At 60.9% G+C, this 20,828-nt stretch carries 17 protein-coding genes and 1 tRNA gene; 5 read left to right on the top strand and 13 right to left on the bottom strand.

Features of this window, described 5'->3' with window-relative positions; translation table 11 throughout:
* Positions 1 to 25: 25 nt before the first annotated feature.
* The 6 genes from pepN to AC4LFW_RS05480 form a co-directional block, all read right to left on the bottom strand.
* On the bottom strand, positions 26 to 2,683 hold the full coding sequence (pepN, locus tag AC4LFW_RS05505) for an aminopeptidase N (protein WP_491818193.1): 2,658 nt from the start codon (positions 2,681 to 2,683) through the stop codon (positions 26 to 28).
* A 231-nt stretch (positions 2,684 to 2,914) separates the two neighbouring features.
* Positions 2,915 to 3,748: a DUF2797 domain-containing protein gene (locus AC4LFW_RS05500; RefSeq protein ID WP_491818192.1), complete on the bottom strand. Its 834-nt coding sequence runs from the start codon at positions 3,746 to 3,748 to the stop codon at positions 2,915 to 2,917.
* Positions 3,748 to 4,023, bottom strand: coding sequence for a YeaC family protein (locus AC4LFW_RS05495; protein ID WP_491818191.1), 276 nt, complete (start codon positions 4,021 to 4,023; stop codon positions 3,748 to 3,750). The genes AC4LFW_RS05500 and AC4LFW_RS05495 overlap by 1 nt, the downstream gene beginning before the upstream one ends.
* 69 nt (positions 4,024 to 4,092) lie before the next feature.
* Positions 4,093 to 4,950 (bottom strand): rhomboid family intramembrane serine protease, encoded by an 858-nt coding sequence (locus AC4LFW_RS05490; protein ID WP_491818190.1) that lies wholly within the window; start codon positions 4,948 to 4,950, stop codon positions 4,093 to 4,095.
* The gene (locus AC4LFW_RS05485; RefSeq protein WP_491818189.1) at positions 4,951 to 5,910 is read right to left on the bottom strand and encodes a metallophosphoesterase; all 960 of its coding nucleotides are present in this window, start codon (positions 5,908 to 5,910) and stop codon (positions 4,951 to 4,953) included. It abuts the gene before it with no gap.
* Complete coding sequence (locus AC4LFW_RS05480) at positions 5,910 to 6,797, bottom strand: NAD(+) kinase (RefSeq protein WP_045426155.1); 888 nt, start codon at positions 6,795 to 6,797, stop codon at positions 5,910 to 5,912. The genes AC4LFW_RS05485 and AC4LFW_RS05480 overlap by 1 nt, the downstream gene beginning before the upstream one ends.
* 210 nt (positions 6,798 to 7,007) lie before the next feature.
* Between AC4LFW_RS05480 and AC4LFW_RS05475 the strand changes: the two genes are divergently transcribed.
* Positions 7,008 to 7,940: a DUF1853 family protein gene (locus AC4LFW_RS05475; RefSeq protein ID WP_491818188.1), complete on the top strand. Its 933-nt coding sequence runs from the start codon at positions 7,008 to 7,010 to the stop codon at positions 7,938 to 7,940.
* Positions 7,941 to 8,036: 96 nt separating this feature from the next.
* On the top strand, positions 8,037 to 9,260 hold the full coding sequence (gene chrA / locus AC4LFW_RS05470) for a chromate efflux transporter (protein WP_491818187.1): 1,224 nt from the start codon (positions 8,037 to 8,039) through the stop codon (positions 9,258 to 9,260).
* Positions 9,261 to 9,356: 96 nt separating this feature from the next.
* Here the strand turns inward: chrA and AC4LFW_RS05465 are convergent, their stop codons facing one another.
* The 3 genes from AC4LFW_RS05465 to AC4LFW_RS05455 all read right to left on the bottom strand — a co-directional run bounded on the left by AC4LFW_RS05465 (position 9,357) and on the right by AC4LFW_RS05455 (position 14,096).
* The gene (locus tag AC4LFW_RS05465; RefSeq protein WP_491820137.1) at positions 9,357 to 10,301 is read right to left on the bottom strand and encodes a 1-aminocyclopropane-1-carboxylate deaminase/D-cysteine desulfhydrase; all 945 of its coding nucleotides are present in this window, start codon (positions 10,299 to 10,301) and stop codon (positions 9,357 to 9,359) included.
* Positions 10,302 to 10,314: 13 nt separating this feature from the next.
* Positions 10,315 to 11,676, bottom strand: coding sequence for a chromosome partitioning protein ParA (locus AC4LFW_RS05460; RefSeq protein ID WP_491818186.1), 1,362 nt, complete (start codon positions 11,674 to 11,676; stop codon positions 10,315 to 10,317).
* 389 nt (positions 11,677 to 12,065) lie between these two features.
* On the bottom strand, positions 12,066 to 14,096 hold the full coding sequence (locus tag AC4LFW_RS05455) for an oxidoreductase (protein WP_491818185.1): 2,031 nt from the start codon (positions 14,094 to 14,096) through the stop codon (positions 12,066 to 12,068).
* A 216-nt stretch (positions 14,097 to 14,312) separates the two neighbouring features.
* On the opposite strand from AC4LFW_RS05455, the gene AC4LFW_RS05450 reads away from it, so the two are divergent.
* Entirely contained in the window at positions 14,313 to 15,323 is a 1,011-nt protein-coding gene (locus tag AC4LFW_RS05450; protein WP_491818184.1) for a carbon-nitrogen hydrolase family protein, read from the top strand.
* Positions 15,320 to 16,357, top strand: a complete 1,038-nt coding sequence (locus AC4LFW_RS05445; protein WP_491818183.1) for an AraC family transcriptional regulator — start codon at positions 15,320 to 15,322, stop codon at positions 16,355 to 16,357. Before AC4LFW_RS05450 ends, AC4LFW_RS05445 begins: the two co-directional genes overlap by 4 nt.
* Positions 16,358 to 16,607: 250 nt before the next feature.
* Here AC4LFW_RS05445 and AC4LFW_RS05440 read toward each other — a convergent pair whose 3' ends face one another.
* From AC4LFW_RS05440 to AC4LFW_RS05425, 4 genes are all read right to left on the bottom strand, one after another.
* Positions 16,608 to 16,766 (bottom strand): DUF2474 domain-containing protein, encoded by a 159-nt coding sequence (locus tag AC4LFW_RS05440; RefSeq protein ID WP_491818182.1) that lies wholly within the window; start codon positions 16,764 to 16,766, stop codon positions 16,608 to 16,610.
* Between the two features lie 23 nt (positions 16,767 to 16,789).
* Positions 16,790 to 17,797, bottom strand: a complete 1,008-nt coding sequence (gene cydB, locus AC4LFW_RS05435; RefSeq protein ID WP_491818181.1) for a cytochrome d ubiquinol oxidase subunit II — start codon at positions 17,795 to 17,797, stop codon at positions 16,790 to 16,792.
* Between the two features lie 2 nt (positions 17,798 to 17,799).
* Positions 17,800 to 19,239 (bottom strand): cytochrome ubiquinol oxidase subunit I, encoded by a 1,440-nt coding sequence (locus AC4LFW_RS05430; RefSeq protein WP_491820136.1) that lies wholly within the window; start codon positions 19,237 to 19,239, stop codon positions 17,800 to 17,802.
* 545 nt (positions 19,240 to 19,784) lie between these two features.
* A tRNA-Asp gene (locus tag AC4LFW_RS05425) sits at positions 19,785 to 19,861 on the bottom strand.
* A gap of 384 nt (positions 19,862 to 20,245) precedes the next feature.
* Here AC4LFW_RS05425 and AC4LFW_RS05420 point away from each other — a divergent pair.
* Complete coding sequence (locus AC4LFW_RS05420) at positions 20,246 to 20,827, top strand: type II secretion system protein N (protein WP_491818180.1); 582 nt, start codon at positions 20,246 to 20,248, stop codon at positions 20,825 to 20,827.
* The last annotated feature ends 1 nt before the right edge of the window (position 20,828 follow it).

Below are 20,828 nucleotides of genomic sequence, written 5' to 3'. Positions count from 1 at the left end.
CATCGATGTTCAGCGATGGACCATGTCAGGCGAGGCTTTTGCTGACCACCTCGTACACGTCGCTGGACAGCTCACCGGACGCCAGAATCCGCTCCAGCTCGTTTTTCATCAGTCCCTGACGGCCTATGTCGTACTTGCGCCAGCGAGTCAGCGGCGCCAGCAGGCGCGAGGCGATCTGCGGGTTGAGCTTGTTCAGCACGATGACCTGATCGGCAAGGAACCGGTAACCGGCGCCATCGGCACGGTGGAAGTTCACCAGATTCTGGTTGGCGAAAGCGCCGATCAAGGCACGAACCTTGTTCGGATTCTTAAGCGTGAACGCCGGATGCTGCATCAGGTGCTGGATACGCTCCAGACCACCCGGCTGGGTGTTACCAGCCTGCACGCTGAACCATTGATCCATGACCAGCGGGTTGTCCTTGAAGTGCTCGGCAAACGAGGCCAACGCCTTGTCACGCTCGGCCTCAAAGCCCGAGTTGACCAGCACCGCAAGCGCGGTCAGGCGCTCGGTCATGTTATCCGCTTGCTCGAACTGCTCGACGCACGCCGCAACCACTTCGGGCTTGCCGCTGAGCATCAGGTAAGACAAAGCGATGTTCTGCAGGGCACGGCGGGCGAAGTGACCCGCTTCGGCGATATAGGGCGTTTGCCGAGACACTTCGCGATTGGCCTGGTAACGCTTCCAGAACAGATCGAACAGCGCAGTGGCGATGCTCTGGCGAGCGAAGTCACGCGCGGCGTGAATCGCGTCGACATCGGCCACGTCGCTGATCTCGGTGAGATAGGCCTCGCTCGGCAGGGAAAGCATCTCGGCGACCATCGCCTGGTCAAGGCTTTCATCCTCGAGCTGGCTGCGCAGGGCCGCGACCAGACGCTGATCCAGGTGCAATGCTTCGCCGCGCTGATGCTGGCCGATCATCTCCTGCAGCACCTGCACCGACAGCTGCTGCCCTGCCTCCCAACGGTTGAAGCCATCTGAATCGTGCTGCATCAGGAACATCAGCTGATCGCGGCTGTAGGGGAAGTCCAGCTTCACCGGGGCGGAGAAGCCGCGCAGCAGCGAGGGCAATGGCTGCTCCGGTACGTCGACAAAGGTGAAGGTCTGCTCGGGCTGGTCGACGGCCAGCACACGGGTAGTACCGACCGATGATTCCTCGTCTTGCAGGCGCAGATCGATTTCGTTGCCCTGCCCGTCCAGCAGGCCCAGCGAAACCGGAATGACGAAGGCCAGCTTTTCGCTCTGCCCAGGCGTTGGCGGGCAGCTCTGGCGGAATGTCAGGCTGTAGGTTTTTGTGGCGGCGTCGTACTGCTCGCTGACGGCCAGTCTCGGCGTGCCCGCCTGGCTGTACCAGCGTTTGAACTGGGTCAAATCGGCGCCATTGGCGTCTTCCATCGCCTTGACGAAGTCATCGACGGTCACCGCCTGGCCATCATGCCGCTCGAAGTAGAGATCGCTGCCCTTGCGGAAGCCCTCCTCACCCAGCAGCGTCTGGATCATGCGAACCACTTCGGCGCCCTTCTCGTAAACGGTCAGGGTGTAGAAGTTGGAGATCTCGATGAAGGATTCCGGGCGCACCGAGTGGGCCATCGGGCCGGCATCCTCGGCGAACTGGTGAGTACGCAGGTAGGACACGTCCTCGACCCGCTTGACGGTCGGCGAGTTCATGTCGGCGCTGAACTGCGAGTCGCGGAATACCGTGAAACCTTCCTTCAATGACAGCTGGAACCAGTCGCGGCAGGTCACGCGGTTGCCCGACCAGTTGTGGAAGTATTCATGGGCGACGATCGCCTCGACACGCTGGTGGGCAGCATCGGTAGCCGTTTCGGCGCGCGCCAGCACGGCGCTGGAGTTGAAGATGTTGAGGCCCTTGTTTTCCATGGCGCCCATGTTGAAATCGTTGACCGCGACGATCATGAAGATGTCCAGGTCGTATTCGCGACCATAGGCCTCCTCGTCCCACTTCATCGACTTCTTCAGGCTATCCATGGCGTGCTGGCACTTGTCGATGTTTTCCGGCTCGACATAGATGCGCAGCGCCACCTCGCGCCCGCTCATGGTGGTAAAGCTGTCCTCGACGCACCAGAGATCGCCGGCGACCAGGGCGAAGAGGTAGGCCGGCTTCTTGAAGGGGTCTTCCCAGGTCGCCCAATGACGCCCATCGTCTTCTTCGCCACTGGCGATGGGGTTGCCGTTGGACAGCAGGATCGGATAGGCATGCTTCTCGGCGCTGACGGTGGTAGTGAACTTGCTCATCACGTCCGGGCGGTCGAGATAGTAGGTGATCTTGCGGAAGCCCTCGGCCTCGCACTGGGTGCAAAACATCTTGCCGGACTTGTAGAGGCCTTCCAGCGCAGTGTTGCTTTCGGGATGGATCACCACGGTGCTGTCGAGGGTGAAGCTCGCCGCGTCAGGCTGCAGGGTCAGGCTTTCTTCGCCGATTTCGTAATCACCCAAGCCGAGCTCGCGGTCGTTGATCGACAGGGATAGCAGCTCGACATCCTGACCGTCCAATCGCAAGGACGGCAAGCCGGCGCCGGCCTCCGGGTTGCGCCGCATCACCAGCTGGGCATGCACCAGGGTGCGATCTTCGTACAGCTCGAAGGTCAGGTGAGTTTCATCGATCAGGTAATCCGGAACCTGATAGTCCTTGAGATGAATGACTTTCGGTTGTTCGGTGCGCATGGAAACCTCGTCGGCTGAGCTTCAAGCGGCAAGCTTCAAGCAGGAATGGGGCGATGGACTGCCAGCCCGGACGACGGGCGGCGGATGACGTCGAGCTTAGCGTCTGTCGCAGCTGACTTGTAGCGTGGAAAACGGCGCAGCCCTTTCCACGCGATTGTTCCAGGCCGTGCATCCCTGAGCCTGGTGTTGGTAACCAGCATTTATCGGTGGATAAGCGAAGCGTTATCCACCCTACGCAGCAGCGCTGGCCGCGACCTGATAGGCCGTGAACTTGCGAATGTTGATGACGCCCGTATCGAGTATCAGATATTGACCCTTGATGCCGCGCAGGGTGCCTTCTACGACCGGGGTCTTCTCCAGGTCCAGACTGACGACCTTGGTTGGATAGGCCTCGACCGGATAGCGGATCTCAAGTACTTCGGCATCTACCATCGGCTGGATCGCCTGCAATCCATAGCGCTGCTGCAGCTCGCGCAGCCCCTCGGCGCAGGCATCGAAAATCTGCTCGCGCATAGCGATCAGATCGATGGGATCGGCATCGCCCTTGAGCAGCGCGCGCCAGTTGGTGCGGTCCGCGACCTGGCTGCGCAGCAGGTCTTCGACCATGCCGGACTGCTGGCGAGTCGCAACGCGCATGATCGGCAGCGCCTGACTGGCGCCCTGATCGAGCCAGCGCGTCGGCAGCTGCGTCGCACGGGTGATGCCCACCTTGATGCCTGACGAGTTGGCCAGGTACACCACGTGGTCGGTCATGCAGAAATCCATGCCCCACTGCGGATCACGGCAGGTGCCGAAATCGTGATGGCACTTCTCAGGGCTCATGATGCAGACGTCGCATTGTGGCAGTTTCTTGAAGCAGGGGTAGCAATAGCCCTGGCTGAAGCTCTTGTTGGTCTTGCGTCCGCAATGCGTGCAGTTGATGGCGCCGAGGTATTCCAGCCGCAGCGTCTTGCCGATCAGGGGATTGACCGGTACCAGCTGGTCGTTCAGACGGAATGAATACTGTGCCTGCTCGCCCAGCTGAATCGACATTTTGCTCAGCGCGCCGCGTCCCAGCTCAAGCATCAGTGACGCGTTCCCGAAGCGGGAGAAAACAGGCTGGTGTCGATCGGCGCCTCTTTCTTGCTCTTGGAGGCGCACTCCTGCCCGCCCATATAGCCAGTGCGCTGCTCTTCCGGCAGATTCTTCATCTCCCAGGCGATCATCGCGCCGAGGCAGGTTTCCTTCTGCTCGGGCGTCAGCTTGCGACCGTCGCTCCACTTGCCCAGCTCGACGGCGGTTTTCAGATTTTCGTAGATTTCGGGGGTGATGTTTTCGATAGCTTCGATAAAGGACGACATGGCCGGCTCCCAGGGAATCAAGTGCGCATTCTAGCGGAAATGAAGCTGGAAGCCGGAAGCTCAACGTCCCTAGTTTCGACGCGCAAGAAACCCGCCGACGATGCCCGTGATGCAACCTGCAACCAGCCCGCCGACATGCGCCGCGTTGGCAATCGCCAGGGCGCCAAAACTCACCACTTCGATCACACCGGTCAGGCAGATCACCAGCCAGGCCAGCATGAGCACCACGACTCCGGGCGGCAGTCGGTACGCCTCGTCGGGAGATAGTTTTTGGAACAGCCAGCAATGTCCAAGCAGCCCATACAACACGCCGGAAAGCCCCCCGAAAATTCCTGGGCCACCGTAGGTGTATTGCGCCACATTGGAAACGACGCCGAACATCAGTGTCAGCCCGAGTAACATCAGCGCGCCCTGCCGGTATTCGATACGTCGTCCGAGCTCCCAGTACCACATCGAGTTCATGGCCAGGTGCAGAAAACCGAAGTGCACGAACATCGGCGTCACCAGCCGCCACCACTGCCCTGCGGCAAGGCTCTGCTCGAGCGTGGCGAAATAGGCGTATTCGCCGTCGATACGAAAATCGGTGAAGCTCAGCCAGCGGATGGTCTCGAAGTTCTCGCCGAGCATGGTGATCGCGGCCGCGATCATCGTCAGCAGCAAGACCGCCGCGGTCACCGGGCTGCGACGCAGGCTGGCGACAAACCCGCCGCCGCGTCGCCCAGGCTGCTCGGCAACCACGGCGCCGTCGCCCCGGGGATAACGCTGATAAAGCTCTCTGACCTGCTCGGCGGTCTCCGCCGGCACCCGCAGGACCTGCTCGCCGGCCTCTTCGGAAACCCGGCAAGGAACCTGCAGCCGCCTCAGCAGAGCGATGAATCCACTCAGGTCCTCAGATAGGGGCAGACGCAGCGCCTCGACACTTCCCATCTATCGCTCCACATCCACCCAGACGAACTTCGCCGGGTCGAGTCTGGTTTCCTGATCAAGTCGGTAGGCAACAAGCTTGCCGTACTTCACTGCGCTGTAATCGAGACAGGCGAGGTTTGGCCGGATCGGCGCCGGCGTGCCGCTACGCCAGTAATGTCCAACGAACAGCAAGGGGTCATCCGGACCGTAGAGAAACAACTGACTCTTCTGGCTTTCGCTGAGCGGCACCCGCGCTGCCTTTTCAGGCAGGCCGTCGGGCTGGAAGACGATATCGCCATAGGTCTGCGGATTTTCTTCCCAGAACTTGGTCCGGAAAAAACTGCGGGTGAAGCCCTCGGCACTGGTCAGCGTCAGCCCTTCAGGCAGCGGCATGTCGGTGCCCCTAAGGAGGCGATCCAGCGCCTTGGCGGCGAATCCCTCACCGAAGGCGGCGTCGCGCAGGAACTGAGGATCAACGCACCCATCGACCAACCGCTCGCGTAGCTGGTTGATCACAGCGTTATCCCAGCAGGCATGCACGACGCGAAAGCGCTCGTTTTCCAGGTACAGCGGCAACGTCATGAACCATTGCTGGAAAGCCTGCCATTCCTCGGGATACGGCTCGAACTGCTCGAAGGTGTGCTGCAGCAGCATGGCGTAGCGTGGCGTGTGATCGCGTACGAAGGTCTTGCCGCTTTCCGGTGGTGCCGGGGTATGCCAACCCAGGGCGTTGAACTCGTGATTACCCATGATGCAATGGGCCTGCCCTGCTTCGACCATCGCCTGAACCAGGTGCAGCGCCTCGCGAATCCGCGGACCGCGATCGATGATGTCGCCAAGAAAAATGACCTGCCGACGCGGGTGGCGCCATACATCTCCATGCTGGCTGTAGCCGAGCTGGTCGAGCAGACGCGTCAGGGTATGGGCGCAACCATGCACGTCCCCGATGAGGTCGTAGCTGCGCTCCGGGTCGACAAGCACTATTCCCCTCCACCGAGGCGGCTGCCCCAGCCAAGCTTGGTACGGCAGACCTCGTAGTAGTTGTGGTCCAGCGGATGAATCAGGTGCAGTTTTTGCGGCTTCTTGCGCACCGTGACGGTGTCTCCCGGCGCGCAGGTGAAATGGTTCTGGCCGTCACACGAAACCTGCGGATAGATCTGCATGTTCGGTGAGACAACGATTTTCAGCTCGCTGTTGCCATCCACCACGATCGGCCGGCTGGACAAGGTGTGCGGATACATCGGAACAACCACGATGGCATCCAGACGTGGATGCATGATCGGCCCGCCAGCGGACAGTGCGTAGGCAGTAGAGCCTGTCGGGGTGGCTATGATCAGCCCGTCGGCCTTCTGACTGCAGACGAACTGACCATCGATGTACAGCTCGAATTCGATCATCCGGGTCGACTTGCCGGGATGCAGCACCACGTCGTTGAGCGCATCGCCTTCGCCGATGGACTCCTCGAAGCGCCTCACCTGGGCCTCTAGCAGGAAGCGGTTCTCCAGGGTGTACTGGCCGCTGAGCACCTCGGCGACCTTCTCTTCCAGCTCATCCGGGCGAATATCGGTCAAAAAGCCGAGGCTGCCACGGTTGATGCCCAGGACCGGAACCCGATGCTTGGCCAGCGCCCGTGCGGCGCCCAGCAAACTTCCGTCACCGCCGACGACGATCACCAGGTCGCAGGAGTCGCCCAGGCGCTGTCGCGAAGAGGTCTGCATACCATGACCAGGCAGCACCTCGGCGATGTTTTCCTCCAGGATCACGTGCAAGTGGCGCTCCACGAGAAACCTCTTCAACCGGCGAATGGTGTCCAGCACTTGGGAGCTGCCCAGGCGGCCTATGATGCCGATATTGCGGAACTGATCCATTGAAGCTCCCTGTAGGCGTAACGGATGGCAGGCGGGTGCGAGTTGGATAAACAAAGACCGGCCGAAGCGTAACAGGCACTAGTTTGGTGTCGCGCAGGGACGCACGAGTTCAACGCTTTGGTCGACTCGGCGCTACTGCGGTAGTGCCGCCGCAGGATTATGGGCGAAAGCGGGAAGTGGCAGCAAACCAACCTCGGCTATGCTGCTTGCATGAATCTCCCCGACCTTACCGACCTGCTCGCGAACCTGTCGCACCCACACGTGCGGGATCTTGCCTGGACACTCTTGTCGCCGCCTCTTTTGAGTGACGCACCTGCGCCACAACGTCACCCGCTGACAGCCAGCCGCTGGGGCGCGCGACCAGACGAACTCGCCGCCTGGCTTCGCCTGCTCGATGTGCAACCGGCGATACTCGAAGCCTGGCTTGCACAGCGCAGCATCAGGCGGCTTGGCCTGTATTACGAACGCCTTTGGCAGTTCGCCTTGGGCCAGGCCCCGGATATTGACCTGCTCGTGGCCAACCTGCCCGTTCGCCAAGGCGGCCAGACGCTGGGCGAACTCGATCTGCTGCTGCGGGATGAAGAAGGTGTCCACCATCTTGAACTGGCCGTCAAGTTCTACCTCGGGCTGGGCGATGACAGCTCAGCGCACGACCGCTGGCTCGGCCCCGGCAGCCATGACCGGCTTGACATCAAGCTCCAGCGACTCTGCGAGCATCAACTCGCGCTGCCATCAACGCCAGCGGCACAGGAACTGCTGAGCGAACTGACCTGCTGCGAGATAACCAGTGCGCTCTGGCTCGGCGGCTACCTGTTCCAGCCGATGCCGCACGGCTGCGAGCCACCTGCGGGCGCCAATCCGCGGCATCTTGAGGGCTACTGGCTACGCCATCACGACTGGCCTGGGCCGCCCGGTCACGACCAGTACCGGCACTGGCAGCCCTTGCCTCGCCCCGCCTGGCTGGCACCGGCACGCTTGCGGCACGAAGCGATCTGGTCTGGCGCCGAGTTCGACAAATGGCTGGACGAAGTAGCAGGCCAGCGTCAAGCGAAACTGCTGGTTCGCCTCGAGCCCGACGCCAATGGCAACTGGCTGGAGCAGGAACGCCTGTTTCTGGTGCCAGATGGCTGGCCGAGCCTGTGATCGAGGCTGAGCCTGCCCTCGTGAAAATGTCATGTGCCTCCCGCACACTGGGCTGCAGCATTGCTGACCGAATTCTGCAGCCAAGGGTAACCCTCGATGCTCTCTGATAATGCTCATCCAAGCGGCTCGGACGGGTCGAGTATCAAGTCGATTTTCCTGGTCTTTCTGCGCCTGGGGCTGACCTCTTTTGGCGGGCCGGTGGCTCATCTAGGCTACTTTCGGGAAGAGTTCGTGCATCGTCGGCGCTGGCTTGACGAGCAAGGATATGCGGATCTGGTAGCCCTCTGTCAGTTTCTACCGGGCCCGGCGAGCAGCCAGGTCGGAATCGCCATTGGTTTGCTCCGCGGCGGCTACCGGGGATCGCTGGCCGCCTGGAGCGGCTTTACCCTGCCTTCCGCCATTGCCCTGGTGTTGTTCGCACTAGGCATCAATCACTGGGGCGACGGTCTGCCGGACGGCATTCTCCGGGGCCTGAAGATCGTCGCAGTTGCCGTGGTGGCGCAAGCCGTCTGGGGCATGGCGCGCAACCTCTGCACTGACAGCACGAGGATCAGCATCATGCTGCTGGCTGCCTGCGTGGTGCTGCTTTTTTCAACCAGCTGGACCCAAGTGCTCGTCATCGCAGCTGGAGGGCTGGCTGGCCTACTGCTGTTTCGCATGGATGACGCGTCAAGGCTTGCACCGTTTCCGGCGCGTGCAGGGCGCGTGACGGGCGTGCTGTCACTGATTCTGTTCCTTGCATTGCTGGTTATGCTGCCTGTGCTGGCCGCGACCTTTTCCAGCCAGGGGCTGGCGCTGCTCGACAGTTTCTATCGAGCAGGCGCTCTGGTGTTCGGCGGCGGTCATGTGGTGCTGCCGCTGCTGCAGGCGGAGGTGGTCCCGAACGGCTGGGTCAGCAACGACACCTTTCTGGCCGGCTACGGTGCCGCGCAGGCCGTTCCCGGCCCGCTGTTCACGTTTTCCGCTTTTCTTGGCGCCTCGATCAGCGAGGGTAACGGAAGTCTGGTCAACGCTGCTACCTGCCTGATTGGCGTCTTCCTTCCGTCATTTCTGCTGGTTTTCGCCGCCATGCCGTTCTGGAACGAACTCCGTGCCAACCGGCGGATGCAGGCTGCGCTGGGCGGTGTCAATGCGGCAGTGGTCGGCCTGTTGCTGGCAGCCTTGTACGATCCTGTCTGGACCAGCGCCGTCTCAAGCCCGGCCGATTTCGCATTGGCGCTGATCGCCCTCGCAGCGCTGATGGTGTGGAAACTGCCGCCCTGGCTGGTGGTGCTGGCCGGTGGTATCGCCGGTTGGTTGATTGCCGACCTGCTAGCGTGACTCAGGATCAGCTGCTGCGCTCGATGCGGCCTCCGGAGCGGCACGACGTAACAATCGACGACAGCAGCTTGTTCTTCGCGGATTCATAGCCGACGTTCAGCGCAACAGCTCGTCCAGCTGCGCCTGGGCAGCTCTGCGGCCTTGCAACCCGCCCGTATGCACAAAGACGAGGCGCGTACCCGCCGGAAAATATCCATCCTGAACATGCAAGCGCAACGACATCATCGCTTTGGCTGTATAAACAGGCTCCAGAGGCAAACCTGAGACAGCTTCGGTTTCCTGTAGAAAGCGCGCCAGGGCCTCATCGAAACGACCGAAACCGCCACGGCTGGCATCATTCAGCTGATACCCGGAATCAGCTGTCTCGGCTTCTCGCAGCAGCCGACTTACCTCCTCTGCAACGCCGTGCGAAGGCGGACCTGCCAGCGCTCCGTAGACCGTCTTTCCATCCTGCAGCGCTTCGCCGATAACCAACCCGGCCAGGGTAGTGCCCGTACCGGCAGCGAGCCACCAGCCCTGGTAATCCTTCCAGCCGATAGCGGCCAGGCCAGTTTGCACATGCTGCACCAGCGGGGCGCAACCCAGCGCGCCGGCTAACCCGCCGCCACCTTCGGGCACGCTGTAGTAACCGGGAAAACGTGCGCGCCACCGATCAAAGAAACCCGCGCAGTGGCGCTCACGATAGCCTCCATAGCCAAGCCAGTGCAGCTGCATGCCAAGGCGCTGCAAATCCTCAACGGTTGCCGTCTGCTGCGGGTGCCCGCGCAACAGCCCAACGCTGGCCAGGCCGTAACGCCTGGCGGCCGCCGCCAGGGCATGGAGGTGATTGGAATGTGGCCCACCAAGACTGATGAGCCCAGACGCGCCGCAGGCCTGAGCGGCGACCAGATGATGATGGAGCTTGAACCATTTGTTACCCGACAGTTCAGGGTCGACCAGGTCCAGACGCAACACCGCTACTTGCACCTGGGCCTTTCGCAGCCAGGGCAGGTCCAGCGCGTGAAGCGGCGCTTTGGTGAGGTTGGGGGCAAAGGGCTCGATGACCTGAACCCTTCTAGCTACCGGTCCGCAACCGATCTTGCGAGCGGTGCCTGGCGCAACAATTGGATTCGCCGATCACGAAACGAACAGGCGAATCCACCTTGTCCAATGGCATGTTGCAGCGCTCACCGCTGGATAGCGTCGCGACGCAGGTCGGCTGCTGGTAATGCTGGACCCATTGACCATACTGCTCCTCCGAAACCGCGCACTTGGCAGCCGCATATGCAAGGGGGTTCTGCTGATAACGGGCCAGGTCCTGAAGCGGAATGGTCAGGTGGCCCGCGCCGGGGTGGTAGGCCATGAATACCACGCCAAGGCGCGAAAGCGATTGGAGTACGCGATCACCGCTATTTTCCGAGAGCACACCGCACTGCTTCTGCAGTGCCTCGATCTCTTCCTGCAGCTGCGCATCCAGCTCGTTACGGTAAGCCAGCTCAACGTCACGTATGGCCACCTGCTCCTTGTACTCGGCTACCGCAGCGGCAAGCTGCAGGTGCAGTTCACTGTTGAAGCGGTCCCGCGCCGCTTCGGCCTCGTCGCGGCTGTTTTGCTCAAGGGCACGCAACTGCCTGCTCATCTCTTCTCGGGCCTTCTGGAAGGCTTCAGTTTGTCGTTCGAGCTGAGCGCGAAGGTCGACTGCCAGTTGCTCCTGCTCGTGCAGCGCGCCCCGCAAGCGGCTGATTTCGGCCTGTAGCTTGGCCTGTTGCTGGCCGGTCAGTTCGCGCAGCTTGGCGACATCGGCTTCGCGCAACTGCTCGAGGCTGGCGATACGTAGACGTTGCTGTTTGATCAGTTGTGCAGCCTTGAGTCGCTGCTCCCGCTCCAGCTGTTCGGAGCGACGCTCGGCCGCGTGCCCGGGCGCATCGGACGCGTACCAGGTCTCTTCGGCCACCATCTGCAATCGCTCGGCCGGCACGGCTTGCGGTGCTTCGTCCTCGACCAGCAGGCCCAGCTGATTGCGCTTTATGCGGTCACGCAGCATGACGAAGTGGTTATTGCCCTGCGTCAACTGCGGGTCCCACAGGTGCATTTGGTACCAGGACACCGGACACTGGCTGCGGCAGGCCAGACGAATCGGTCCAGCTCCCAGATCCGGTCCACGGCCGGTGCGTTCGGCAAGGTTTCGCAGTGGAATGTTCCAGCCGCTGTCGGCCGAACCATCCTCGTTGAAGTCAAGGTAGAAGAACACTGCGGCGCGGATCTGCAGCCGGGCGTTGACCAGTACGTAGGCGACGCGCATTTGCTGGTCAGCGAACTCGGGCATGTTCACCACGCCATCAAGCATGGCCTCGAATTCTGGATAGAGCATTTCCTTGCAGACGCCGCCATCATTGAAAAACAGAACGGCTTCGACCGTCTGCGGTTTGATCTGCATGCTCGGCTTCCTCGACAGCTGAACGACCAGCGAATCATCCAGGTAGCCTCTGGATGGCGCCAGCCCATGGTTGGCGCGGAGTGTATGGGAAAAAGCGAAACCCGCAATGTGACTGGGTTGGCAGCGACTTCGGCGCCAAGTCTGGCCACTCAAACACAACCGGCAAACTGTGAACAGGTCGGATAACGCCGGTCAGCTGCTCAAGGCGGCAGGCTGACGGCCTCCCTGCACCGCTTCATGATCTCACCGACGCCTTGCGACTCGCTCAGCGAGACTTCAAGGTCTTACACCAGTCCAGTTCGCCAGAGCAGCATGGCTGCGCACTTGTTTGTCGACCCCCGATCTGTACCGCCCCGTCAGGCGCCGCACGAGATCGAGGGTTGCCCGGATCAGACTGCAGCAGCGAGCCGAGAGCCCTGGTTAATGGCGCGTTTGGCATCAAGCTCGGCGGCAACATCCGCTCCGCCGATCAAGTGGACCTGGCGACCGGCGGCCTCGAGCTCGGCCTGCAACTCGCGCAACGGATCCTGCCCGGCGCAGACAATCACGGTGTCTACGGCTAGAACCTGCGGCTCGCCTTCGGCTACGCGGACATGCAAGCCCTGGTCATCGACCTTGAGATACTCGACCGCGCTCATCATCTGTACTTGCCGGTTCTTCAGACCGGTCCGATGGATCCAGCCGGTGGTCTTGCCCAGGCCATTGCCCACCTTGGACTTCTTGCGCTGCAACAGATAGACCTGGCGCGCCGGGGCGTGCGGTTCGGGCTTGACTCCGGCGACGCCACCACGCGCTTCGAGGGCAAGATCGATCCCCCACTCCCGCCAGAAAGCCTTCCGATCGAGGCTGGTCGAAGGACCTTCATGAGTGATGAATTCGGAGACATCGAAGCCGATCCCGCCAGCGCCAATCACCGCCACGCGCTGTCCGACAGGCTTTCGCTGCAGGATCGCATCGACATAGCTGATGACCATCGGATGATCGATACCCGGAATATCGGGCGTACGTGGCGCAATTCCCGTTGCAAGGATGATCTCGTCGAAACCTCCGGCCAGCAAATCAGCAGCATTGACGCGGGTGTTCAGGCGTACCTCGACGCCGGTGCTCTGCAGCTTGCTGTTGAAGTAGCGCAGCGTCTCGTGGAACTCTTCCTTGCCCGGCACGCGTTTCGCGATATTGAACTGGCCGCCAATCTCGTTCGAAGACTCGAATAGCGTCACCTGATGGCCGCGCTCCGCCGCTACGGTGGCAGCCGCCAGACCGGCAGGCCCCGCCCCCACCACGGCAATCTTCTTAACCGTGGCGGTCGGGATGTAATTCAGCTCGGTCTCGTAGCACGCACGCGGATTGACCAGGCAGGTGGTCAGTTTGCCGCTGAAGGTGTGATCCAGGCAGGCCTGGTTACAGCCGATACAGGTATTGATGGTGTCGCTGCGATCCGCTGCGGCCTTGTTGACGAAATCGGGATCAGCAAGAAAGGGGCGCGCCATGGAAACCATGTCCGCATCCCCTTCCGCCAGCACCTGTTCAGCGATTTCCGGCGTGTTGATGCGGTTGGTCGTGACCAGCGGAATGCCAACCTCGCCGCGCAGTTTCGCCGTTACCTTGGTAAAAGCCGCGCGTGGCACTTTGGTGGCGATAGTGGGGATACGCGCCTCATGCCAGCCGATACCGGTGTTGATCAAGGTGGCCCCCGCCCCTTCGATGGCCTTGGCCAGGGTCAGCACCTCGTCCCAGCTGCTGCCACCCTCCATCAGGTCGAGCATCGACAGGCGATAGATAATGATGAAGCTGGGCCCTACCGCTTCGCGTACGCGACGGACGATTTCAACTGGCAGACGCATACGGTTTTCGTAGCTGCCGCCCCAGCGGTCGGTGCGGTGGTTGGTGTGGGCTACCAGAAACTGGTTAATGAAGTAGCCTTCCGACCCCATGATTTCGACGCCGTCGTAGCCAGCCTCTTGAGCCAGGCTTGCGCAATTGACGAAGTCACCAATCTGCTTCTCGATGCCGGCTTCATCCAGCTCTCGGGGCGTGAACGGATTGATCGGCGCCTGAATCGCGCTGGGGGCCACTAACTGTGGGCTGTAGGCATAACGCCCGGCATGGAGGATCTGCATGCAGATCTTGCCGCCCGCTTCATGCACCGCCTGGGTGACGACCCGGTGCTCTTGGGCTTCCTCGGGAGTCGACAGTTTCGCGGCGCCCGCGCGCACCGAGCCCTCCTCGTTCGGCCCGACCCCACCGGTCACGATGAGCCCCACGCCACCCCGAGCCCGTTCTGCGAAGAAGGCTGCCATACGCTCGAACCCGTTGGGCATTTCTTCCAGGCCGGTATGCATCGACCCCATGAGCGTGCGGTTGCGCAACGTGGTAAAGCCCAGGTCCAGGGGAGCCAGCAGGTGCGGGAAGGCGGTCATGGTTATTCCTCGATCAGGCGGCACCGCTTGGTGCCAGACAAGCTACGGATATCGTCACGGCTCTGCGGCCGCGATCAAGTGGGCATGACGATAAACAGCCCGGGCCAGCCTCTCAATGACCGTAAATAACAAGTAACTGACTCTATCGCGCAAAACGCTTGGCAAGGATCGAGCACACGCATACCCTTTTGTGCACCGACGGTCAGCGTTCCGCCCATGCACACATTCAGCAAGCTGTTCGGCAGTGCCCTGCTCGCCGGCGCGGCATTGACCCTCTATCTCGACTGGACTCAGGATCGTCACAGTGGCCCGTTGCTGTCCGATCTGCGAACACTTCCGATCGAGACCCAGGGCCAATTGGGAAGCGCAGGCAACCTGCTCGGGATCGAGACCCGGCTCATGCCTGCCGATTACCAGAGCCCCGAGCGTCTGCGACTGAAATTTGCCACCTATCTGGACCAGGCGCGTGACGCCGGCTTGCTGAACCCTTACACCATTGTCGTGCTGCCCGAGCATGTCGGCACGGGCCTGTTCGCCGTGGGCGAGAAACCTGAAGTCCAGCAGGCCCGTACCCTGCGTGACGCCATGCAGTGGACTGCGCTGAGCAACCCGTGGGAATACCTGCATGCGCTGTTCGATAACGAGGGGGATGATCGGCGCACCGAAGCGGTGCTGAAAATCAAAGCGCAGCAGATGGCCGACGACTATCAGCGGATCTTTGGAGAACTGGCGAAAACATACGGCGTGACATTGGTGGCCGGCTCGATCGTTCTGCCAGAACCCTATCTGGACGATGGCCGACTGCGTAGCGGTACGGGACCGCTCCGGCAGGTCAGCCTGAGCTTTACGACGGACGGCAGCGCCTTGGGGCCATTGCAATACAAGCACGCACTGAGCCGTTACGAACGACGCTACAGCGAAGCGCCGGAACAACGTGGCGAATCGGTTCTGCATACTCCTGCGGGCCTGCTAGCCGTGCTGATTGGCTGCGATGCCTATACACGCCAGCCATCAGCCAGAGCGGAACTGCTGGCTGTGCCAGGGGCACGCGACGAGCCGGAAGAAAGCTGCGGTGCGAAGCAGTCGATCGAAGGGTCCGTGGCCCGCATGGATGTACGCACCCTCGGGCTACCCTGGAATCTCGTCGGCTCGCCGCGCCGCCCTACTCGGCACCTGCACGGTGAGCCGGTGCGATTGCACAATATCTGGCTGCCGGAGCAACCATGAATCGGCAGCGGGTCCGGCTCGGCGATCTTTCGGTTGGCTTCGTCCACAGCCTCAGCAGTGCCCTACAGGAAAAGCAGATCGACCCGCAACCATTACTGGATGCCTATGGGCTCGACCAGGCGCGCCTATCGGAGCCGCGAGCGCGACTGTCGATCCCCCGCTACATGCGGCTGGGCCATGCCGCGATGCAGCTTGCCAGCGACCCGGCCCTTGGTCTCGAGATGGGCCGGCTACGCAAGGCAGGCCACCTCGGGCTGGTGGGCGTGACCTCGGCGCAGGCACCAACCCTTCGCGAAGCCGCACGAACCCTGATTCGCTACGAGCCCCTGTATGCGACAAATTACCGGGGCGCGTCGGAATTTCACGAGGATCCATCAGGTGCCTGGCTCAGGTTCTATTCCATCAGCCCCTACAACAGCTACAACCGGTTCGTCGTCGACACAGTGCTGGCCAGCTGGGTCACGCAACTTGGTGCAATTGCCGGACAGCCTGTAACACCGGTTGCGGTGCATATCGAATTCGACTCTCCCGACTATGCCGCCCGCTACGAAACGCTTTTTGCGAAGACTGTCGAGTTCGGCGCCGAGCATAATCAACTGCGCCTGGATCATGCGACGCTGGCGCTGCGCAATCCAGAGCACTGCCCAGGCACCTGGAGGCAGCTGCTGGAACTCTGCGACGCGGAACTGGAAATGCGCACCCGCACACGCACAGTTCGCGAGCGCGTGGCCCAACTGCTAGGGCCAATGCTGAAGGGTCAGGAGCCTGATCTGCAGCAGATCGCGGCACGACTGCAATTGCCGCCATGGACCCTGCGTCGAAAACTGGAAGAAGAAGGCACCAGCTATCGTGCCATCCTCAACGACACCCGCCGCGACCTTGCCATGGCCTATATCCGAGATACCGAATCGGCGTTCGGAGAGATTGCCTGGCTGCTCGGGTTTTCTTCCGCGGAAGCCTTTCAGCGCGCATTCAAGCGCTGGAGTGGACAGACGCCGGGGGACTACCGGCGCGAACAGCGGCGGGCTGACTGATCAGAGCTCGAAGGCGTCGTCAGCCGGCTCTGGACCGTCCAGCTCTGATGCGTGCCACTCGAGAATTTCGTCTTGATAGTCGTCCATAAAGCCACCCTTGTCGTGTCTGCCTGATTCTGCCTTTCAAAGTCCATGCCAGTGAAACTAGCAGGCCTGTATGACCGAAACGTGACCTGCTTCGCACTGAATGACTAACAAATAGCCCAGGCGCTCAACCAGCACAACGCGCCACATCGCCGCATGCCCGGGCTCAAGGGACGGTAAGACCCGCTGCAGTCATCGCCTGTCGCAACAGCCAGGCAACGATTCCAAGGGCAAGCACACTTGCCGACCAGATCAGGACCAGCCAGGTCATGCGCTTCCACAGGGGTGCCGGCCTGGATGCACCGCTTTCGTGCTTGTGCTGCATATATCGCTCCGTGGCGGACCGTCTTAGTGGTAACCGTCGTCAGCGCTGACTTTCCCGCGGAACACGTAATAGCTCCAGGCGGTATACATGAGGATCAGCGGAATGATGAGAAGCGCACCCACTAGCGTGAACCCCTGGCTCTGAGGCGGTGCTGCGGCTTCCCAGATGCTGACCGACGGAGGAATGATATTTGGCCACAAACTGATGCCAAGTCCGCTGTAGCCCAGGAAGATCAACGCAAGGGTGAACAGGAACGGCGAATAATGAGCGTAACGCTTGATCGAGCGAAGCAAACCGACCGTGCAGACCAACACCAGAATCGGCACCGGGAGGAACAGGATCAGGTTCGGCAGGCTGAACCAGCGCTCGGCGATGTCCGGATGCGTCAGCGGGGTCCAGATGCTGACGATGCCAGTCACCGCCAGTACCGCCCAGACCAGCGGGATACCGATGTCATGCATGCGCTTTTGCAGTTCTCCCGAAGTCTTCATGATCAACCAGGTGCAACCAAGCAAGCCGTAAGCCACGACCAGCGCCAGCCCACAGAAGACGGAAAACGGAGTCAGCCAGTCCAGCGGCCCACCCGCATAAGCGCGATCGACAACCGGAAAACCATGAATGAAGGCGCCCAGGGCAACCCCTTGGAAAAACGTGGCCGCCAGCGACCCCCCGACAAATGCCTTGTCCCAGACGTGCTGGCGCGCGGCACTGGCCTTGAAGCGAAACTCGAACGCCACGCCGCGGAAGATCAACCCCATCAGCATGAAGATGATCGGCAGATAGAGCGCCGAAAGCACAACCGAGTAGGCAAGCGGAAATGCAGCGAACAGCCCTGCGCCACCCAGTACCAACCAGGTTTCATTACCGTCCCAGATCGGCGCCACGGTATTCATCGCCACGTCGCGCTCGGACGTGTCGGCCAGGAATGGAAAAAGGATCCCGATTCCCAGGTCGAAGCCGTCCATCACGACGTACATCATGATTCCAAAGATGATGATGACGGCCCAGATAAGCGAAAGATCAATGCCCATACTCAGTTCCTCTCGCCCAGGTCGTCGCCATGATCGTGGGGTATCGCCTCATCAGCCGCCGAGAGCGGCCGCATCGGTGTGCGTTTCTCGCCCGGCCCGCCGGCACCCTTCTCGTCCCCTTCATTGATGATCGGCCCCTTGGCAATCAGGCGAAGCACATAGACGAATCCGATGCCAAACACGGCGAAGTAGATCAGGACGAACATGGCCAGCGTCAAGCCGAGTTGTCCGGCGCCATGGTTCGACACGGCATCAGCCGTACGCATGATGCCGTACACCACCCAGGGCTGACGTCCGACCTCGGTGGTGAACCAGCCTGCCAGTATCGCGAGGATCCCGGACGGCCCCATCAGCAGCGCCAGCCGCAGGAAAGGCCTGGTGTGAAAGAGCCTGCCACCGCGACGCAGCCACAGGCTCCAGAAACCGGTGAGGATCATCAACAGCCCCAGCATGACCATGATGCGGAAGGTCCAGAACACGATCGTCGAGTTCGGCCGGTCTTCCTTAGGAAAGTCCTTCAGCGCCGGAATCTGCTCGGTCAGGCTGTGCTTGAGAATGAGGCTGCCAAGGTAAGGAATTTCCACCTTGTAGCGCGTCTCTTCACGCTCCATGTCCGGCCAGCCAAACAGCAGCAGCGGCGTGGGCTCGCCAGAAGCGTTGTCCCAGTGCCCTTCCATCGCGGCGATTTTCGCCGGCTGGTATTCAAGCGTATTGAGCCCGTGGAAATCCCCAACCACCGCTTGTATCGGCGCAACGATCAGCGCCATCCACATGGCCATGGAAAACATCTTGCGAACCGCTGGGTTGTCGTTTCCACGCAGCAGGTGCCAGGCGGCAGAGGCACCGACCATGAAGGCAGTGGCGAGAAACGCCGCGATTGCCATATGGGTCAGCCGGTAGGGAAAGGACGGGTTGAAGACAATTGCGAACCAGTCCACCGGGATCACGATCCCGTCGATGATCTCGTGCCCTTGCGGCGTATGCATCCAGCTATTGGACGCCAGGATCCAGAAGGTGGATATCAAGGTACCGACCGCCACCATTAGGGTGGAAAAGAAATGCAGCCCTGCGCCGACGCGGTTCCAGCCAAACAGCATGACGCCGAGGAACCCCGCTTCGAGGAAGAAAGCCGTCAGTACTTCGTAGGCCAGCAAGGGTCCCGTCACGCTTCCCGCGAACTCGGAATAGGCACTCCAGTTGGTACCGAACTGGTAGGCCATGACGATGCCGGAGACCACACCCATCCCGAAGTTCACCGCAAATATTTTCAGCCAGAAATGGTAAAGATCCCGGTAAACCTGTTGCTTGGTCTTCAACCACAGCCCTTCCAGCACGGCCAGGAAGCTGGCCAGCCCGATGGTGATCGCTGGGAAGATGATGTGGAACGAAATGGTAAAAGCGAACTGGATCCGCGCAAGCTCGAGAGCTTCCAAACCAAACATGAACAACCCCTCGTCAGTAGCCGCTTGCACCTGGCTTATTAATGACTCACGCATTACTGACCGCATTAAACCGCAAGGGTGCGCTCGACGCGCGCTACCAGATGACGCAGGGAGAGGAAATGATGCAGATCAAAACAGATGCATCGCGCCCACGCTTTGGATAGGCCCAAGCAGGTTCGGGGCAGCACTGGCAGCCAAGCCACCGCGTACGAATACGATCACTCCATCCCCATCGAGTTCGAACAGCGACACGAGCGCGTCAGAGCGCACCGGGATGAAAAACAGGCAAAGCACTTGAACGGCGCGGGACAGTAGCCAGGCATGGCGAGCAGGCCCAAGCCCAACGCTAGCAAGAACGGCAATTACCGTAGCGACCCGGATTTTTCAGAGTGAGAAACAGTTTCAGCGCAGGGACGAGATCGGCGACAAAGGCATGAACCGACACGAGAGGTCGTGATGGCGAGGGGGATTGCACAAACGAAAAAAGCGGCCTTGTTGGGCCGCTTTCAGCGTGGCTCTAGTCGTATAAACGTACAGAGCAAATATGGCGCAGCGGACGGGACTCGAACCCGCGACCCCCGGCGTGACAGGCCGGTATTCTAACCGACTGAACTACCGCTGCGCGTCGGCCGGACTCTCGTCCGATTCGCAGAACATCTTACTGGCCGTGGAACCTAGTGGCCGATCGCCCTGCGAGGCGCGCAATTTACTCATCGGGTGAACTCAAGTCAACAGCCTGCTGCGGTTTTTTTAAAAAATATAGGCAATCTCCAATCACTTCAGCCAATCGAGCACCGTTGGGCACCTTTTACCTGAAAAACAGTCAGTTGCACTGGCATACTCAGACTTGGCTCAACCTGATTGAACGGCCATGCATTTGCTTTTTTACAGTCCGTCCACACCGCTTTAATCAAGTCGATGGACAATGGCAGTCTTCATTCAGCTTCATGGAGCGCCAAGCTTGGCTTCCCCCGCAGCAGCGCACAGACTTCGTCAGCATGCCCCTATGATCATCAGTACGGTGATCGTGGTGCTCTTCGGCCTTTATCTGACCGGTCAGATAAACGATTGGCGACAACTGATGCGCCCATCACAGCAGAGTATTGAGGAAAACAGCCAGCCCGCCGGCGTTGCACCTGATATGCAACGCATCGCCAACCTGTTTGGATCACCGCAGGCGCAAAGCTTCACGGCCGGGGCTGCGAATTCTGATCTAACCTTGCTTGGGAGCTTCGTGCATGCCGACCCCGCCCGTTCCACTGCAATCATTCAGGTCAGCGGAGCAACACCGCAGCTCTACCGCGTAGATGAGGAGCTGGAACCCGGCGTACGGCTCAAAGGCGTCCACCCCGACCGGGTCGAGATACAGCGTAATGGCCGAATAGAAAGCCTGCTCTTCCCGAGTACCCGTTCCGTAACAGCCATGCCTGACAATCTGCCGGACTACAGTGAACCCGCAGACCTGAATCAACCGGATCCACAAGCGGAACTGCTTCAACAACAGATGGAAGCACTTCGCCTGCAGATGGAAGGGGGCAGCCCACCCGTTTCCATGCCCACCGACGAATCGCCCACGGAAGACGACTGAC

Source organism: Stutzerimonas sp. C6.4V (genome assembly GCF_058536345.1).
Note: the sequence above shows the minus strand (reverse complement) of the source record. Positions and strands in the feature narration are given on the sequence as shown.

Coding starts and splice junctions, on each gene's coding strand:
- AC4LFW_RS05475 (WP_491818188.1), top strand. CDS start 7,008: ATGAATCTCCCCGACCTTACCGACCTGCTCGCGAACCTGTCGCACCCA.
- AC4LFW_RS05440 (WP_491818182.1), bottom strand. CDS start 16,766: ATGCAGCACAAGCACGAAAGCGGTGCATCCAGGCCGGCACCCCTGTGG.
- AC4LFW_RS05455 (WP_491818185.1), bottom strand. CDS start 14,096: ATGACCGCCTTCCCGCACCTGCTGGCTCCCCTGGACCTGGGCTTTACC.
- pepN (WP_491818193.1), bottom strand. CDS start 2,683: ATGCGCACCGAACAACCGAAAGTCATTCATCTCAAGGACTATCAGGTT.
- AC4LFW_RS05430 (WP_491820136.1), bottom strand. CDS start 19,239: ATGTTTGGTTTGGAAGCTCTCGAGCTTGCGCGGATCCAGTTCGCTTTT.
- chrA (WP_491818187.1), top strand. CDS start 8,037: ATGCTCTCTGATAATGCTCATCCAAGCGGCTCGGACGGGTCGAGTATC.
- AC4LFW_RS05420 (WP_491818180.1), top strand. CDS start 20,246: ATGATCATCAGTACGGTGATCGTGGTGCTCTTCGGCCTTTATCTGACC.
- cydB (WP_491818181.1), bottom strand. CDS start 17,797: ATGGGCATTGATCTTTCGCTTATCTGGGCCGTCATCATCATCTTTGGA.
- AC4LFW_RS05460 (WP_491818186.1), bottom strand. CDS start 11,676: ATGCAGATCAAACCGCAGACGGTCGAAGCCGTTCTGTTTTTCAATGAT.
- AC4LFW_RS05500 (WP_491818192.1), bottom strand. CDS start 3,748: ATGCTTGAGCTGGGACGCGGCGCGCTGAGCAAAATGTCGATTCAGCTG.
- AC4LFW_RS05450 (WP_491818184.1), top strand. CDS start 14,313: ATGCACACATTCAGCAAGCTGTTCGGCAGTGCCCTGCTCGCCGGCGCG.
- AC4LFW_RS05495 (WP_491818191.1), bottom strand. CDS start 4,023: ATGTCGTCCTTTATCGAAGCTATCGAAAACATCACCCCCGAAATCTAC.
- AC4LFW_RS05490 (WP_491818190.1), bottom strand. CDS start 4,950: ATGGGAAGTGTCGAGGCGCTGCGTCTGCCCCTATCTGAGGACCTGAGT.
- AC4LFW_RS05445 (WP_491818183.1), top strand. CDS start 15,320: ATGAATCGGCAGCGGGTCCGGCTCGGCGATCTTTCGGTTGGCTTCGTC.
- AC4LFW_RS05480 (WP_045426155.1), bottom strand. CDS start 6,797: ATGGATCAGTTCCGCAATATCGGCATCATAGGCCGCCTGGGCAGCTCC.